Annotated in this window: 20 protein-coding genes; 8 read left to right on the forward strand and 12 right to left on the reverse strand. The window is 32.2% G+C overall.

Annotated features, from left to right (window positions below; all coding sequences use genetic code 11):
* From QXW15_RS02480 to QXW15_RS02490, 3 genes are all read right to left on the reverse strand, one after another.
* The coding region (locus QXW15_RS02480; RefSeq protein ID WP_342789899.1) for a hypothetical protein at positions 1 to 217 on the reverse strand (217 nt) is incomplete at its 3' end.
* Between the two features lie 71 nt (positions 218 to 288).
* Positions 289 to 1,239 (reverse strand): hypothetical protein, encoded by a 951-nt coding sequence (locus tag QXW15_RS02485; protein ID WP_342789900.1) that lies wholly within the window; start codon positions 1,237 to 1,239, stop codon positions 289 to 291.
* A gap of 70 nt (positions 1,240 to 1,309) precedes the next feature.
* Positions 1,310 to 2,047: an XdhC family protein gene (locus QXW15_RS02490; RefSeq protein WP_342789901.1), complete on the reverse strand. Its 738-nt coding sequence runs from the start codon at positions 2,045 to 2,047 to the stop codon at positions 1,310 to 1,312.
* Between the two features lie 94 nt (positions 2,048 to 2,141).
* On the opposite strand from QXW15_RS02490, the gene QXW15_RS02495 reads away from it, so the two are divergent.
* Positions 2,142 to 2,888 carry a methyltransferase domain-containing protein gene (locus QXW15_RS02495; RefSeq protein WP_342789902.1) on the forward strand — a complete coding sequence of 249 codons (747 nt, stop codon included), beginning with the start codon at positions 2,142 to 2,144 and terminating at the stop codon, positions 2,886 to 2,888.
* 8 nt (positions 2,889 to 2,896) lie between these two features.
* Here QXW15_RS02495 and QXW15_RS02500 read toward each other — a convergent pair whose 3' ends face one another.
* Positions 2,897 to 4,117 carry an MFS transporter gene (locus QXW15_RS02500; RefSeq protein WP_342789904.1) on the reverse strand — a complete coding sequence of 407 codons (1,221 nt, stop codon included), beginning with the start codon at positions 4,115 to 4,117 and terminating at the stop codon, positions 2,897 to 2,899.
* A gap of 71 nt (positions 4,118 to 4,188) precedes the next feature.
* Between QXW15_RS02500 and QXW15_RS02505 the strand changes: the two genes are divergently transcribed.
* The 3 genes from QXW15_RS02505 (at position 4,189) to QXW15_RS02515 (ending at position 6,880) form a co-directional block, all read left to right on the forward strand.
* Positions 4,189 to 4,938 carry a DNA adenine methylase gene (locus QXW15_RS02505; RefSeq protein ID WP_287950098.1) on the forward strand — a complete coding sequence of 250 codons (750 nt, stop codon included), beginning with the start codon at positions 4,189 to 4,191 and terminating at the stop codon, positions 4,936 to 4,938.
* 30 nt (positions 4,939 to 4,968) lie between these two features.
* Entirely contained in the window at positions 4,969 to 6,216 is a 1,248-nt protein-coding gene (locus QXW15_RS02510) for an MFS transporter (protein ID WP_342789905.1), read from the forward strand.
* Between the two features lie 115 nt (positions 6,217 to 6,331).
* Entirely contained in the window at positions 6,332 to 6,880 is a 549-nt protein-coding gene (locus QXW15_RS02515; protein ID WP_342789906.1) for a D-sedoheptulose 7-phosphate isomerase, read from the forward strand.
* Positions 6,881 to 6,939: 59 nt separating this feature from the next.
* Here the strand turns inward: QXW15_RS02515 and QXW15_RS02520 are convergent, their stop codons facing one another.
* The 4 genes from QXW15_RS02520 to QXW15_RS02535 form a co-directional block, all read right to left on the reverse strand.
* Positions 6,940 to 7,911 carry a kinase gene (locus QXW15_RS02520; protein WP_342789907.1) on the reverse strand — a complete coding sequence of 324 codons (972 nt, stop codon included), beginning with the start codon at positions 7,909 to 7,911 and terminating at the stop codon, positions 6,940 to 6,942.
* A 1-nt stretch (position 7,912) separates the two neighbouring features.
* On the reverse strand, positions 7,913 to 8,833 hold the full coding sequence (locus QXW15_RS02525; RefSeq protein ID WP_287950090.1) for an NAD-dependent epimerase/dehydratase family protein: 921 nt from the start codon (positions 8,831 to 8,833) through the stop codon (positions 7,913 to 7,915).
* 59 nt (positions 8,834 to 8,892) lie between these two features.
* Positions 8,893 to 9,471 carry a GTP cyclohydrolase II gene (gene ribA, locus QXW15_RS02530; protein WP_287954497.1) on the reverse strand — a complete coding sequence of 193 codons (579 nt, stop codon included), beginning with the start codon at positions 9,469 to 9,471 and terminating at the stop codon, positions 8,893 to 8,895.
* Positions 9,472 to 9,614: 143 nt separating this feature from the next.
* Complete coding sequence (locus QXW15_RS02535) at positions 9,615 to 10,778, reverse strand: class I SAM-dependent methyltransferase (RefSeq protein ID WP_342789910.1); 1,164 nt, start codon at positions 10,776 to 10,778, stop codon at positions 9,615 to 9,617.
* Between the two features lie 131 nt (positions 10,779 to 10,909).
* On the opposite strand from QXW15_RS02535, the gene folD reads away from it, so the two are divergent.
* The 3 genes from folD (at position 10,910) to QXW15_RS02550 (ending at position 13,519) form a co-directional block, all read left to right on the forward strand.
* Positions 10,910 to 11,752 (forward strand): bifunctional methylenetetrahydrofolate dehydrogenase/methenyltetrahydrofolate cyclohydrolase FolD, encoded by an 843-nt coding sequence (folD, locus tag QXW15_RS02540; protein WP_055032495.1) that lies wholly within the window; start codon positions 10,910 to 10,912, stop codon positions 11,750 to 11,752.
* Positions 11,753 to 11,802: 50 nt separating this feature from the next.
* Entirely contained in the window at positions 11,803 to 12,132 is a 330-nt protein-coding gene (locus tag QXW15_RS02545) for a hypothetical protein (protein ID WP_054963806.1), read from the forward strand.
* A gap of 97 nt (positions 12,133 to 12,229) precedes the next feature.
* On the forward strand, positions 12,230 to 13,519 hold the full coding sequence (locus QXW15_RS02550) for an MFS transporter (protein ID WP_048100962.1): 1,290 nt from the start codon (positions 12,230 to 12,232) through the stop codon (positions 13,517 to 13,519).
* Here QXW15_RS02550 and QXW15_RS02555 read toward each other — a convergent pair.
* Entirely contained in the window at positions 13,514 to 13,834 is a 321-nt protein-coding gene (locus tag QXW15_RS02555; RefSeq protein ID WP_048100963.1) for a hypothetical protein, read from the reverse strand. The genes QXW15_RS02550 and QXW15_RS02555 overlap by 6 nt on opposite strands.
* A complete protein-coding gene (locus QXW15_RS02560; RefSeq protein WP_048100964.1) occupies positions 13,835 to 14,374 on the reverse strand; it encodes an inorganic diphosphatase in 540 nt (179 codons plus the stop codon).
* A 90-nt stretch (positions 14,375 to 14,464) separates the two neighbouring features.
* Between QXW15_RS02560 and QXW15_RS02565 the strand changes: the two genes are divergently transcribed.
* Positions 14,465 to 15,454: a kinase gene (locus tag QXW15_RS02565; protein ID WP_342789911.1), complete on the forward strand. Its 990-nt coding sequence runs from the start codon at positions 14,465 to 14,467 to the stop codon at positions 15,452 to 15,454.
* Here QXW15_RS02565 and QXW15_RS02570 read toward each other — a convergent pair.
* Entirely contained in the window at positions 15,443 to 16,327 is an 885-nt protein-coding gene (locus QXW15_RS02570) for a phosphoribosylaminoimidazolesuccinocarboxamide synthase (protein ID WP_048100966.1), read from the reverse strand. The genes QXW15_RS02565 and QXW15_RS02570 overlap by 12 nt on opposite strands.
* A gap of 13 nt (positions 16,328 to 16,340) precedes the next feature.
* Entirely contained in the window at positions 16,341 to 16,940 is a 600-nt protein-coding gene (locus QXW15_RS02575; protein ID WP_342789912.1) for a DUF998 domain-containing protein, read from the reverse strand.
* Positions 16,941 to 17,014 lie beyond the last annotated feature (74 nt).

Below are 17,014 nucleotides of genomic sequence, written 5' to 3' on the forward strand. Positions count from 1 at the left end.
AATTAAAAAGCATTATATCATTTATAGATGATACGTCAGAGGAAATTTTTATGGCAATTTTTTCCCCTCCGGAAAATACAATATAATCAAAATGATATTCTGTCCCTGACATGCCAGTTATAGAATAATTTGCCTCAACTTTTAATGCATGTGTATCCAGAGAAAACGATTTTGACGCAATTCGCTGCAAAATATCAGTTGATATATTTCCTGCCAATACTACTTAATATATGCTTAAAATATAATACTTTCGCTTAAATATAATACATTAATTTTTAATTTTTAAGATTATACTATATTTAAATCATCGAAAACCTCATCGTAAATATCAGAGCACATTTTAAGCTTTATAATGTTCTCCTTATATATTTCCATGCCGGATGAATACATAATTTGAAGATATTCATTGACTCTAAACGAACTTAAAAATTGTGTTATGATTACATTCCCATCTTTAATCTGGATATATGTCCCATCCCTGAATATGCCATGGTTATTTAATCTTTCCTTCATAAGTAAAAACAATGGATCTTTTATGTATGTTTCATAAATTAATGCATTTTTTGAAATGCATTTTAATTCATCATTTTCCTCAAGTTCAGAATCGGCGTAAATTAAAATTTTAAAACTCTCATCATCAGAAAAAGCATTTATGGCCTCTGCCACAAGATTTCTCTGTTCTATTAAAGTGGCCCCATATCCCATGTTATTCACATTAAATGGAACACTATACTTTATAACTGCCAGTCCCGTCCTTTTGTTTTTTTTAAAGAGTAAATATTTGTATCCCTCAGACTCCTTTATTAATATATCATCTATAAAATATGGTATTAGCAGGTATTTGTTTACAATTTGCGAGATTTCTGCTTTGTAATCACTGTGAAATCTGCATCTAATAATCAATTTGCCATCCTCTATTGTTGTTTCTGATAGCTTTAATGATTTAACCTGAACCAGCTCATTTATTAAATTTATTATTTTCTCATTTGATATTTGTACTGTTACATAAAAATAATTTTCAAATTCCGATGCACCATAAGATTCAAGAAGCTCTTTCGGAATTTTTTTATTTTTATCCTTATAAATGAATACATTTGCATAATTCTTCTTTTCCTGGCTCCTGAAAAAAAGCGTCATATTTAAATTATGCAGCTTTGACCATCTAAATATATATGAATCAGATGATATCACAATTTTCATTTTCATATTAAGTCTTTTGTCAACATCGAGTATATTCATTAATGCATTATTTAATAGTTGTATATATATTTAATTTCATCAATTTAATAAATATATAAAAATTTTATAATTATACAGAATTCTTTAATAATATTATTTTAGATATCAGGCTAACGGCTATTTCCTCTGGGGTTATTGCATTAATCATTATTCCGGCAGGGCAGTCTATTTCATTTAATTTATCATCATTAAAATTCTGTTTTAATTTTTTTAAGTCGTTATTAAACCTGTTTTTGCTTGCCACTAGCCCAATATATTTGTGTTCCCTTTTAAGTATGTATGAAAGATATTCTATTTCCTTTTCGTTCTTAGTGAGCAGTATGAAATAAGAATTTTTTAAATCAATATCATTAAGTTTTTCCTCCAGCTTTTCATTTTCAGTATTTATTTTCAATAAATTTATTTTAATTATATCTGCAATCTTTTTTATGTTTAAATAAATCTCATCATCATCCGATTCTGTTAATATTATAATTCTCTGGCTGTTATAAAATGGTTCTATGAATATATTTATTACACCACCGCAGGTTGTATCCATGTTATAATCATAAATTTTATTATTCTTATCAAGCCCAATTGAAATATTTTTTGTCATATTTTTATTTATGCTTTCATTGCAGGCATCAAGAACATAGGAATCCATTTTTCTGCTCCCAAGCGTGCCCGCAATAATCCTGTTTTCAGAAACTATCAGCCTGAATCCGGGTTTTGCTATGGATGAACCTGTTGAACTTATTACTGTTGCAATAGCATAGTTTTTGTTATTATTCTTTAGTTCATTAAGTATTTCTAAATAATCGTTATACATATTTATATTATAATATATACATATAAATAAATCTATGCAGCGGAAAAATACCTGCCAGATTGGTTTTATATAGTTAATTATGATAACTATAGTCATGGAGGGATATGGTAGGGCGAAGAAATTTTTCAATGCCAATGCCGAGAAATACTCTCAGAGCAGGTCCCATGCTGAGGACAGTGACCTTGATATTTTAATTGAAAGCTTAAATTTAAATTCAAATATGAAAGGACTCGATGTTGGAACCGGAACAGGATTTACTGGCTTAAGGCTTGCACGTAAAATTGATATAGTATATGCCATGGATATTGCAGAAAACATGCTTAAGGAAACGTCCAAACTTGCTGATAAGTACGGTGTGCAGAATATTGTAACAATAAAGGGAAGCGCTGAATCAATGCCATTTGATGACTCTAATTTTGATATTATAACATCAAGGAGGGCACCACATCATTTTCTGGACAAGGCAAAATTTATAGATGAGTCATATAGAACACTTAAATCCGGTGGCATGATAGGCATAGATGATATGACCTGTGACCAAAATTATATTAATTATTTAAACCGGCTTGAAAATATACGGGATAATTCCCATATGGCTGCTGAATCTCCAGAGGGCTGGATTAAATTATTAAAGGATGCAGGTTTTTATGATATTAAGTACCATATATATGAAAGAAGAATATCGTTTGCACAGTGGATATATCCAGTTAGAGAAAACTCAATTGAGGGCTTGGATAGCTATAATTATATAATAAATTCCGGTCCATTTAGAGACTATATAAAATGGGAAAATAACTCATTTCTAAAAAAGTGGATTATTATAACCGGCAAAAAACCTTAAAAAGATAATTATTGGTCACTAATTTTAACATATAAAAATAGTAAAAATCCTATGATAAAAAAAATTCCTGCTGTATAAAATACCAGTTTGAATCCAAGTGAATAGGATTTGACGAAAAAAAGTATCAAACCATATATAAGGGGTGAAATTGATGATGCCCCGCCGGTGGCAATATTATAATATGCCATAAACTTTCCAGCCTCCTCTCTTGGGGACATGTCGCTGGCCAGGGCTTTTGAGACACTCATAAATATTCCGTAGGATATCCCTATCATTGATCCAAATATTAAGAAGTATGTAAATTTTTCAAATTCTGGTATCAAAAACATGGCAAGAGAGCCAATCAATGTTGTAAATAGAAGCATTTTCACCCTGCCAACGCGATCAGAAAATATTCCAAAAACAACAGATGCCAGTGCGGAAACCACCAAAACAACTATACCGGCAATTGATACATAATATGCGGGATTTGAATAATTAAGTATGTATTTAAAAAAATAAAGTTCGAAAAATGATAACCCAACAACACCTGAAAAAACCATAAAACTGCCTAAAACCACATAAATATAACTTTTTATGCCCTTTTTTAGATTAAATATGTCCATAAAAATTTTGAATAGTCTCTCCCTTGAATGAACAATAACAGAATCATCCTTTTTTATGGTACCGGTTGTTAATATCCCTGTAAATATCAGAACAGCGGATATAACAATCAGGCCATATATTGTTTTTCCAACTGTTATAAAATATCCGGTAACTGCATAGCCCATGGCGGAACCAATTAAAATGAATAAACCATTTATGCCTGCTGCGGCACCCCTCTCATCCTTATGCAAAAAATCCACAAATAATGGCTGGTATGCACCAACAGATATATTCGATGATACCTGTATCATTATATATCCTATCAATATTCCAAAAACATTTATTTTCATTACCTCATCCAGAAAAATTGAAAAAACTGTTAATATAACACCTATAATTATGTACGGCCCCCGTCTTCCCCATAGAAATGTGTATTTATCGCTGGCAGTTCCTGAAATTAAGCCTATAAAGACCCCTGCAGCAGTGCCTATAAATGCTATGAAACCCAGAAAAAGGCTGTTGTTTACAAAATTTATGAGTTCTATTGGCAGTATATATGATTCAAATGAAATCCATAGAAAATTCGTTCCAATATGAATTGAATTCATGCCAATAAGGTATTCCGGGCTTCTTTTTTCCTGCATTTAATGCTTTGATATTATTAGACTATATTAACATACGCCAATTTTATTATATTTTAATATAATATCCTGGCGTGTTCAGGCTATTTAAATATCCCGGGGGGAAGAATGTTTCAATAAAAGATATAGAAAATGTTTTTAGATCCTCTGGTTCGGATATATTTATAGACGTTTTTGGTGGTTCAGGGAATGTTATACTGAATGTAAATGCCCCCAATAAAATTTACAATGATATAGATTTTAATATTTACAATTTTTTTATTGAGGCTAAAACACATTTCTTTGATCTTTATAATTACCTGAATGATATATCAAAAAGCCCTGATAATCTTCAGGAATATATAAAGGCCATGCAGTCCAGCCATAGTAATGAAAGATTAATATCTGCTGCAAATTTATTTGTACGGCTAAATATATCATTCGGTGGTATGGGCAACTCCTATGCCACCAGAGAAAAATCAATTTATACACAATTTATAAAAAAACTTGAAAATCTTTATGATGTTCATAACGATATTAAAAAATGGATTATTGAAAATATGGATTTTTCATCGTTAATAGATCATTACAATAGTGTGGATGCATTTTTTTATATGGATCCTCCATACCCAGGTAAAAACTGGTATAACCATAATTTTTCAGACAGTGATTATAAAAGACTGAATAAATCATTAAAAAAGATTTCAGGCAAATATTTATTAAATTTTTATGACAGTGAATACATTAGAAAAATTTTTGGAAATCCATCATTTATAAGGAAATATAAAAATCACAATTCAAACAATGAAGAGTACCGGTATTTATTATTCTATAAAAATTGGTAAAATTATTTTATACTTAATGAATGCATGGTTATGGAAAAATATTCAAGGAAATCCTTTAAATATATATTTGGCATGAATTCAATTTATCTTGGCAATAATTATTTATGGATTTCTTTTGAATCATTGTTTCTGCCCTTCCTTATAGCAAGAATGGTTGCGCAGAATGCACAATCATTATATCTTGGAATTATAGCATTTGCCGGCATAATAATAGGAATTTCATTTAATGTTTTTGCGGGAATAACCACAGACAGTCTTGAAACAAGGTTTGGAAGGAGAAGGCCCTTCATAATGCTTGGGTCGGCAATAACGCTTGGGTCATTAATATACTTTATTATTTATCATTCCTCAATAATATCAATTTTAATTGTTTATGTATTAATAGAAATAGGGTCAAATATGGCATATGGATCATATTTACCACTTGTCAGGGATATTATACCTGATTATCAGAGGGGGACATCATCAGGCATAAGCGGATTTTTTACATTAATAGGAACGGCACTTGGTTTTGGAATCTCAGGCCTGCTGCTTGGTTATAATAAATTGAATCTTGCATTAATGGCAATTATCTTATCATTATTTATTACAACATTATTCACTGTAAACACTATCAGAAATGAAGATTACAGATCAAATGCAGATAAAATATTTTTTCACTTTTCAAAATTATTTAAAAAAATTGCAAATCAACAAAAATTTAAATGGATGTCCATATCAAATTTCTTTATAATTATTGGCAGTTCTGGATTGACATTCTTTGAATTTTATTATTTTGAATATATACTTAATATAAAAAATAGTGCAATCTATGTGGCCATTGCCGGCCTTATAATATTAACGGTGTCGGCCATATCCGCTGTATTAATAGGGATGATATCAGATAAAATTGGCAAGGATGTTTTCATTTTTATATTACCAGTAATTGGTGGTATAAGTGTTCTAATGATAATATTTGTTAGGAGCTTTTATCTTTTTTTAATTATCGGATCAGTGCTTGGCATAACATTTGGGAATTATTTTTCAATGTCAAATTCATATATTAGCTATGTTGTACCAAGGGGAAGTGCCGGAAGATTTATGTCCCTATTTTCTTTTTCCACAGGAATTGGTGAGGCATTCTCTCCAATGGTCTATGGATTTATTCTTTTTATTTTTGGTGGTCAAAAATTAATTGCGTATATAAGGCTTTTTGAAATATCATCCTTGTTCTATTTTATAGGTGCAATAATAATATTTTTTAAGGTTGTGAATTTAAAATCTGGGCTTAAAAAATAGTTAATTAGGATAAAATTTGTTTATGTTATTTAACTTACGCAAAATAGAATGTAAGGTCATTGAAATATAAATTAAAAAATGCAATTAAATTTATAATCATATACCATTATCTTACATGGATTTTCAGGATTATATAGAGGAGGGCGTCATAGCACGTCAGGCAATTGATGAATCCCAGATAATGAGAATTGCACAAAAAATTATTGACTCATTTGATAGTGGGGGAAAATTAATAGTTTTTGGCAATGGTGGGTCAGCGGCCGATTCACAGCACTTTGTTGCCGAACTAACCGGGCATTTTCTAAAGGAGAGAAAACCCCTGCCTGCCATAGCATTAACAACAAATACATCCTCACTTACGGCAATAGCCAACGATTATGATTATAATTCGGTATTTTCAAGACAGGTTCTGGCACTTTCTGGTAAAAATGACACCGTAATAGGCATAAGTACCTCAGGTAATTCAAGGAATGTTTTGGAGGGAATTAATGCTGCGAATACACTTGGTGCATATACAGTTGGAATGACTGGCATATCTGGTGGAAAATTAAAAGATATATGCAGGGAGGTTTTTATTGCAAAATCGAATAAAACATCTATAATACAGGAAATTCATATAACAGCCATTCATATGATATGCGCAGTTATAGATGATCATTATTAAACTAATCATTATAATTTTTTATCAATCTATATGGATTAGATTTAAGTTTAATATAAAAATTATTTTGAAAAATATATTATTCTTGAACCCTCAAAATCGAAATCAAAATCCATTTCACGGAGCCCAAGGGTTCTCACAACGTTACTTTTTTTATCATCCCCGACTATAAAAACCAGAAAACCACCCCCACCGGCTCCTATAAGGTTACCACCAAGTGCACCGGCAGATTTTGCCATGGCATAAAGATCATCTATTTCTTTGTTTGATATCCTTGAAGATAGTGATTTTTTAAGTGACCAGTTTCTATCAAGAATTTCCCCCATGGAATTTATGTCCATCCTATAAAGAGCATCATAAAAATCACGGGTTAATTTCTTCATCTCATGATAGGCATCCAGATGTTCATTTATCTGTTTTTCCATGTCCGTATGTATTTCAGGAGATTTCCTGTTTATTCCTGTATATAAAAATGCAATATTTGATCTCAATTTCTCCAGCATATCAACACTAAGGGCAACTGGATTAACATTTACGCTTTCATTTTCATTAAAATTAAGCATGTTTATTCCACCAAAGGCAGCCATGTACTGATCCTGCTTTCCTCCTGCCTCCCTAAGTATCTCCCTTTCTATTTTAACAGCCTCTGATGCCAGTTCCTCTCGTGAAACGTACTCTGATTTATATGCATGAAGGGCATTTAACAGGCCAACAAGGAATGTGGAGCTTGATCCAAGGCCCGTACCATGCGATGGTATATCCGAAATGCTAAGTATTTCAATGCCACCATCTATATTTAAAAATCTTAATGCCTCCCTAACAGATGGGTGCTTTATTTCATCAATCCTATCCACTATTTCAGTCTGAGAATATGAAATCCTTATCTTTGAATCAAATTTCTTATTAACTATTATATAAATGTATTTATCTATTGCAGCAGAGATAAGTGCACCGCCATAATTCCTGTAATATGCCGGTATATCTGTACCCCCGCCAACAAACCCGATTCTTAGAGGAGTTTTTGTTATTATCATTTTAATACTTGTAATATTCAATTAATTTATCTATGCCCTCATCCAGTGAAACCTTCGCCTTAAAGCCTATTTTTTCCTCAGCCTTTTTGGTATCTGCAAGCGTTTCATGCACGTAATTTTTTATTGGCATCTCTATGTATTTTGGTTTCACATTCTTTTTAAGGTGTTTATTAAGTATATCAACGAGCTGGTTTAATGAATAATTTTTACCAGTACCAACATTGTAGACATTGAATCCATGGTTATTTAATGCCGCAAGGGTCAGGGCATCAACAACATCATCAACAAACACAAAGTCCCTTCTCTGCTCCCCATCGCCGTAAAGTACGGGCTGTATATCGTCATGTATATCCCATAGAAACTGTGATACCAGGTTTGCAAAGATTTTCTTGGATTTCTCGTGATATCCGTATATTGAAAAGAATCTCATGGCTGATACATCCATTCCATAGAGCTTATCATAAAGCTCGGCAACCCTTTCCATGGCAATTCTTGCCTCGGTATAATAATCGGTAACCTTTGGAATGACATTTTCAGAATGAGGCGGTTTTATTTCATTATAAATTGAGGATGTTGATGCATATACTATTTTTGATTTATTTTTCTTTGCCAGTTCAAGTATTTTTATCATATCATTTATGGCATTTCCTATTAAAAGTGGGTTATTGCGGTACATGGGCGATGATGAGTAAATACCTATATGGAAAATATAATCAACATCAAGGCAGTAATTATTTATATTCTCAACCCTATCCTTTATAAAATCTATATCTGGCAAAATATCATTCAAATTGCTCATGGAACCTGTTTGAAGGTCATCCATGACATACACATGATTATCCTTATAAAGCCTGTGAACAAGATTTGAACCTATAAAACCTGCACCACCAGTTATTAATATTTCCTTATTCCTAATATCCATGGTAAGTGATGGTAACTTTATATAAAAAGTTAATTTGGATTAACCCTGAATAATTGTATTTAAAGTAGATGCCCCATTTTATCCTTTTTAGTTTCAAGATAAAATTTATCGAAAGCATTTGGTTCTATAATTATTGGTATTCTCTTGGATATTTTTATGCCATTTTCCTCCAAAAATTTAATCTTTTCCGGGTTATTGGTTATGAGTTCAACAGATTTTATTTTAAAATATTTTATTACCTCGACAGCAAAATTATAATTACGTGCATCTGCCGGCAATCCCTGTTCAAGATTTGCCTCCACAGTATCCAGACCCTGATCCTCAAGGCTGTATGCCTTTATTTTATTCAGGAGGCCAATACCCCTGCCCTCCTGGCGGAGATAAATTAACATGCCATACTCGCTCTGGCCTATCATTTTAAGTGAGGTCAGAAGCTGATCACGGCAATCACATCTTAATGAACCCATTATATCTCCGGTGAGGCATTCGCTGTGTATTCTTACGGGGACATTTTCCCTGCCATAAATGTCACCCTTAACAATAACAGCATGATCCTTATTTTCGTCGTTTTTGAAAACATATATGTCAAAATTACCAAATCTTGATGGCAACTTAGCCTTTGCATAGAACTCTATCATATTTGTCACTTCTAATTACGTAATTCTATAAAAATATATTTCAAAATTTTTTTTATCCTTTTTGTTAGTTTACATAACTACAATTACCTATTTTTCTTTACTATATTTTATATATTTATATGAATATAAAATAATATCTTCTGTTATCCATTAATTTTCCTTGCTATTAAATAGCAATTATTATTTTTAAAAATATAGTATGTTTTGTCTCCATTTAGATGTTTTTCCATCTCATTTTTTAACCTATAATATTCTGATGTATCAATTGAAAAAATAAAAAATATTTTTCCGGCATTTAGTTTTATTAATTCATTTTTAAGTTTTTCTATTGATGATCTTGCCTCCAGTATATATGTACGCCCAAAGAAATTTTTTATATATTCATTGGATGTGAATAAAAGCCTTTTTTTATCATGATATATTAAATGCATATTATCATCTATGGCCTTATAAAGCAGTTTAGAATATATTAAGCTTATATCAGGTAAATATAAATAATCATATATTTTATTATTCTGGTTGACGATTTTAATCTCCTCAGGCTTACCTGTTATCCTCCTCCTTTCGGGAAGCATAACCGCTGAGGTAAAATCTTTCTCGGGATTCATTGTATACAATGTTAGCCTACTAATATAACCATTCACAGATATATATTCCCTTTCACCATTTATGCCTATGTTTTCCCATCTCATCTGTGGTGGTAAATCAAAAACAAAACCAGCATTTGGATTAAATCTTTTCATTATAATTTCAGGATTTGGAATGAGATCATCCATCTTCCTTTTACTGGCCATTGCAGGCCTGAGGGGATCTGAAAAGATTATATCAGCGGAATACCTTATATCATTAAAGGCATCATTATTTATGAAATTTGCATCAGAATTATATGCGCGTTTATTTAGCAATGATAGGAGGTATCTAACCCTGTCTATCTCTATTCCCGTTACATGGGAATATTTTGAAAAAAATATGGCCTGCATGCCTGCTCCGGAACCTATATCAATGATCTCACTGCCTTTCAGTTTTTCACCCCTGTAATCTCCAATTATTTCCGGTGTTGAATACATTGATGCGTATTTGTCAAAGAATAATCTGCTGCTTTTCGAAAATTTATGTGCATTCAATATCCTGTAATGTGCGAATTCATATAGCAAATCAATATTTTTATAATCATATTTTTTCTTAATAAATTTTAAATCATATCCAGAAGTTATATCATTTGCTATATTATCTATCTCATTATTTATAAGATCGTAGTATGAATTGGATTTTACAAGTCCTTCAAGCAATTTTATAATGTTACCCATTTATGACTTAAATACCAAGGTTTATAATTACCTTTATCCATAATAAATATAAAAAATGGAGGAATTAATTTTAAAAGAATTTATTAATAAAACCAAAATAACCATGTGGATTATTAAAAAATGGTGAAGCGATGATACTTGACGGGAACCTTGTTGCAAATAAAAAAATGGAAGAAATCAAAAATGAGGTCGATGACCTTAAAAATAAATACGGAATAATGCCGCATTTAAAATTAATACAGATCGGCAATGATGCTGCATCGTCAATTTATGCAAATGCAAAGATAAGGCGTGGAAAAAAACTTGGAATTAACGTGACACTGGATAAATATCAAAACATCAACCAGGATGAATTAATAGATTTAATTAAAAAATACAGTATTGACAAAAATATACATGGAATAATGATGGAATCACCCCTGCCTGAGAATTTAAATTATTATGACATAATAAAATACATACCATACTACAAGGACTCTGATGGCCTTTCACCGGTAAATCTTGGAAATTTATATATAAGGAATGAGGAAATAGCACCAGCCACAGCAAGGGCAGTTGTAGACATCCTTGAACATTATGGAATTAAAAATGGGAATGTGTGCATAGTTAATAGGAGCCCCGTTGTCGGGAGGCCATTATCAATGATGCTTTTGAACCGTGATTTTACTGTAAGTATATGCCACAGTAAAACGTCAAATTTAAAGGAAATTGTCGAATCATCAGACATCCTGGTTGCCGCAATAGGCAAAAAACATTATTTTGGCAAAGATTTTGTAAATAACAATTCTATAGTCATAGACGTGGGAATTAATTATGAGGGCAATAAAATTTATGGAGATGTAAATTTTGATGAGGTATCCGGCATTGTTAAGGCAATAACACCTGTACCCGGTGGCGTTGGTGTAGTTACAGCCACAGATATATTTCAGAATTTTATAAACGGTATTAAAATACAGATGCATAATTTCGTTTAAAATGTATTTGTAATCGATAAGTTTATATCATTTTGTAGAATATTTTCCCGATGATTTCTCCGGATGAGCTTTTAAAGCCAAATGTTTCAACAACCTTTGCAAGAAATGGGTCAAAAATATACATACTGAAAAATTTTTATGATTTTTCTGTAAATGACGACATATATTATTCTATTAACATGGTTGAGGTTGGAAATAGCAATATAATACTTTATTCTCTTAACAGAAGAAGGTATGTATTTAGCCTTGATTCCATATCATTTTTCAAGGTTCATTACAGATATGAAAAGGTTAAGTTAAACTTAATAAGATACCTTCTTTATATGGGAATTTATTCTGTGGCAATGGCAAGGATTTTATCCTTTGTTGCCAGGTTGTAAACTTTTTTAAAATTAATTTAAAATTTATAAAAAAATTATATAAACCATTTATAATTTTGGTATAAAAGATTATATATATGCTGAATTTTATGATATTATGGTTAGCATTTTTAGAATGGGATTTCAAAAATCCGAAACGGTTAGACAGCTTGCTGGAGAGAGTCTAGCAAGATTTGCCATCATAGCCATTGTTGCGGGTTTGCCGGCATTCCTAGAGGGCTTTGATGCCGAAATATATTCATTTGGTGCTGATTATATTGTACCGTCCATAACAGGGCCGGCATATCTTAGCATAGGAACAATTTTAACAGGTTATGCAATAGGAATAGCAATTTTTAGCCTGGTCGGAGGATATTTCTTTGACAGGTATTCTGTTAAAAACACAATCTTACTTTCGGTTTTAATATTCTCTGCATTTACTGTTTTAACAGGATTTGTAACAAATACTCCAGAACTTTTTGCCTTCAGACTGCTTGTTGGCGTCGGTGTTGGTATGTTTCAACCTGCAGGTGTTGCACTTCTTGGGGATATATTCTTTGAAACACGTGGGAAGGCAGTGTCAGTATGGGCAACATTTTTTGGTGCAGGCCTTTTTGGAGGACCATACATGATATCTCCATTTCTTCCGGCATTCAGGATTCCATTCGAGTTATCCGGCATAGTTTCAGCCATAGTATTATTGTTGGTTCTATTCATTATACCTGTTACATATAAAAAGGAGAAAAGGGAAAAAATAAAACTGGAAAACATATTTAACAGAAATACAGTGCTTCTTGCAATATCTGTATTTTTCTTTGGAATAACCCTATTCGCAGGTTACCTCAGTTATTATGTAAAATATCTTGAACAGGGTCTTGGATTTCCAACAGGTTCAGCGGCAGTTATAGCATCCATGGCAGGCCTTGGAGGCTTTTTACTTGCATTTTTCTATGGTTATATAGCTGATAGAATAGGCAGAAAATACATGGTTATAATAACCTCATTTCTAATTTTCATAGGCAGCCTTGGCATGTTTATACTGTTTAAATCATTTATAGGCCTTGCTGTTTTTACATTTATCTTTGGATCAGGATGGGGTGTCTACGTTGACCTCCTTGTTGCCTTTGGGCAGGATTCTGTGCTGGACCGTGTTGTTGGGTCTGTGTCTGGATTTCTGTTTTTTATCTTTAACATCGGGACATTAATAGGCGGACCATTATACGCATATCTTCTTGGATCAAAGAATAATTATACATTTGCATCGTATATAGCCGTTGTCATACCTGCATTCATTGCACTGATATCCCTTATATTCACCAAGAAGATTACTAAGAGTAATATAAAGGAGCATCCAGAATTTGAGGAGGCAAAAATCAGGGAAAAATCTGCAGAAAAGGAAGGCTCATAATCTTTTATACCTGTAATTTTCATCAACATAAATTTTTATTCCCTTTTTTATTGTTATATCTTCATAATTTAGAATATTATATGTATAAATATCAACGGCTATTTTTATATTATCAATTTTAAAAAATAAAAAATTGTTTTCATCATCTATTTTATCAACAATATCAATATTAAAGTTTTTCTCCTTCTGGCACATGCCTGAATCACATGATGCTATGTACTCATCTGTTCTTATTACCAGAATTCTTTCATTGAGTTCACTTAAAAGTCCATCGCATATGGTCAATGTACCAGAATTGATTTTTACTGATAACATTTACTCAAAAAGTTTTTTATATGCCTCAATGGCATCTTTAATTTCCTTTTTGGCAAATTCAGGACCCTCCCATCCATTTACCTCAGTTTTCTTATTTTGAAGTGCCTTATAGGTGGCAAAGAAATTCTCTGTTTCCTTAAGTATATGTTCAGGTATTTCCGTGTATGATTTAAGATCCTTATAAACAGGGTCATCAAGGCATACACATACCATTTTATTATCAATATCTCCAGAATCTACCATTTTCAATACACCTATTGGTTTGGCCCTTAATATTACACCGGGAAATGTGGGCTGTGACATAAATACAAGGGCATCTATGGGGTCCTTGTCTGTATAATATGTTTGCGGTATCGCCCCATATTCCATTGGATAAACATAGGATGAATATAAAATGCGGTCAAGCTTAATTCCTGGAAATTCCTTGCCCATTTCATACTTGTTTCTCGTACCCTTTGGTATTTCAACAACCACATATACCTCATCCGGCGGGTTCGGACCGGCCGGTACCTGATGCCAGTAGCTTCCATTTTTTTCCATTATTGTTTATTGTATAATGATATTTTATATTTATTCTTTGAATAATATATTCCTGAATAACTTTATAAAATAATTTGCATACACTTAAAGATGAAAATTTCGGTTTACAGCCCTCTAAGAATTAGTTTTGCAGGTGGTGGCACAGACATAAGCCCATTTTTCGAAAAATATGGTGGAGCAGTGTTTAACACAACAATTGATCGTGGAATACTATTGAGGTATACTGATGACAAAATGCCACTAGAGGTTTCCTCAAGAGACTTTTTAAAAAGTGCCATAGTATTAAAACAGAATTCATCTGTTGAGGATAAAATTATGGAATTATTTATGTCAAACGGAATTAAAACCGGAAAGCTGATCATTAATAGTGATGTACCACCGGGATCAGGGCTTGGTTCCAGCAGCGCGCTGATCACAGGCATTCTAAAAATAATTTATAAGATTACAAATAAGAATAAAAATTCATATGAAATTGCTGAGGAGGCATATAATATAGAGAAAACAAATTTTGGGATTGTCCTTGGAAAACAGGACCCATATGCAATATCCGTTGGCGGCCTTAAATATATGGAATTCAGTAAAAATTCTGTTATAACAGAGGCATTCAATCTGGAAAATGATTTCATAGAAACATTACAAAAATCAATGCTGCTTGTTTATACAGGAAAAACGAGGGAAAGCTCAAATGCATTAAGGGATCAGGTTATTAAGTCAGAGAAAAATGATAGTGACACATTAAATAAATTATTAAAAATAAAGGGTTTGGCCGCATCAATGGAGAAAGCATTTAAAACATCAGATTATGGTGAATTCTGCAATATTGTAAACTCTGGCTGGGAAATAAAGAAAACACTTGGAGAGAAAGTTTCCAGTGAGAAGGTTGATGACATAATTGATTTTGCGAAGTCCATAGGTGCAAGGGCGGCGAGGCTTCTCGGGGGCGGCCTGGAAGGATTTATACTTTTAATTACCCCACCTGACAATGTTAATAATCTCCAGAAGGAAATGCTGAAAAAATCAGAGTTTGTAATCAGGGTTAGATTTGACGCCATGGGATCAAGGATGGTATCACCATTTTAACCCTGTAATCTTTTCGTACATATTTTTATAAAGGTCTGATACCTTTTTAATCATATCATCCGGGAGTGGTGGTATATCCGGTTCCTTCTGCCCAAGATCACGTGCCCTGTAAAGTGCATCATGGTATCCTGTTGACCTGTAATACTGCCTTACCATTTCCTTGCTTAGCTCCCTTATATTTCCGTTGGAATATTCATTTAAATCCCAGAACCTATCCTCATCAAGTGTGCCAAATGTATCTATGATCGTCGGCACTCTGCTTATTCCCAGTGCAAACTCCTTTTTTCCATCAGCATGTATTAACCCCCTGCCCTTTACAGACTCATTTATTCTTCTGTCTATTTTTAATATTTTTTCCTTTATATCATAAAGCTCGTAAAGCTTTAAGCCTGAAATGGTCAAAGCCTCATCTGTTTTTAATGGTCTGTCAAATTTTTCATATTTTGTGGTTACCTCAAAATAGGGGTCCGGAAATTCATCTCCATATTCAGGCATATTTTTAAATCCAGCATCATGATAATCAAGGATTCCAGACTTTATCCTGTCATAATATGTTCCTGCAACATAATACCTTGTTATAAATTCAAGCGGAACCATGTAATTGCTAAAATATTCCCTTCCCCTGCTAAATACATTAAATTTTTTGACACGCATTTCATTGTTGCCTTCAAGTTTTATTAAATCTGTTTCTATTCCAATATCACTGGCAACACCATACCAGTAATATGAGGTTCTGCACAGTGATTCCCCCTTATCAGGAATATCCACTGGTATAATTTTATCAAAAACTGATATTCTATTTGAAAATTTAAAAATTAGGGTGTCTCCATCCGAGTAAATATCCTTAACCTTTCCACTTTTTATAAATTCCATGACACGGTATAATTTATGCCAATATAATTTTATTTGTTTGTAATTTGCTGTAATTAAATATAATGTATGAGGCAAGCATAATTATCCATGATGCAAGCAATAAAGCCTCAATGGTCTCAGGTATTGATAGTCCAACACCCTTTAATTTTATAATCTTGAGGGCCATTAAAATTCCTATGATTATTACCATTAGCGATATAAGTGCAGATATCATGCCATAAAGTGTTATAAACCTGGATATTCTGAACAGGCTAAATATTATAATTCCAAGAGGCATTAAAATAAAATATAATATTGCAAATGTTAAATGTATATCACCGGTATGTTCATCAAAGATCCCTACAAAGAAAAGCCCAATGCTTCCTATAATCATTAATATTATAGGTAATGGCTTAACAGGAACTGCCCTGTATAGAAATACTGAAAATGCTGTATTCATTAATCCCTCAAAAATAACTGCAGAATCAAACAAATAATAATATTTATGGATGCCAAGACTGCTTAGTGAGTTTACATGCCATGAAAAGTATGGTGATATTGAAATATCAAGAAATATAAGTGATAAGGTCACCAGCGGACCAATTATACCGGTCAAAAAATATAATTTATTCATAATTATAAAAACATAGTTTTTATTAAAATTTATTGATGGAAACATAATTTTTTATTTACCTTAAGGCATCATAT

The organism is Acidiplasma sp. (assembly GCF_038728925.1).
Taxonomy (GTDB): domain Archaea; phylum Thermoplasmatota; class Thermoplasmata; order Thermoplasmatales; family Thermoplasmataceae; genus Acidiplasma; species Acidiplasma aeolicum.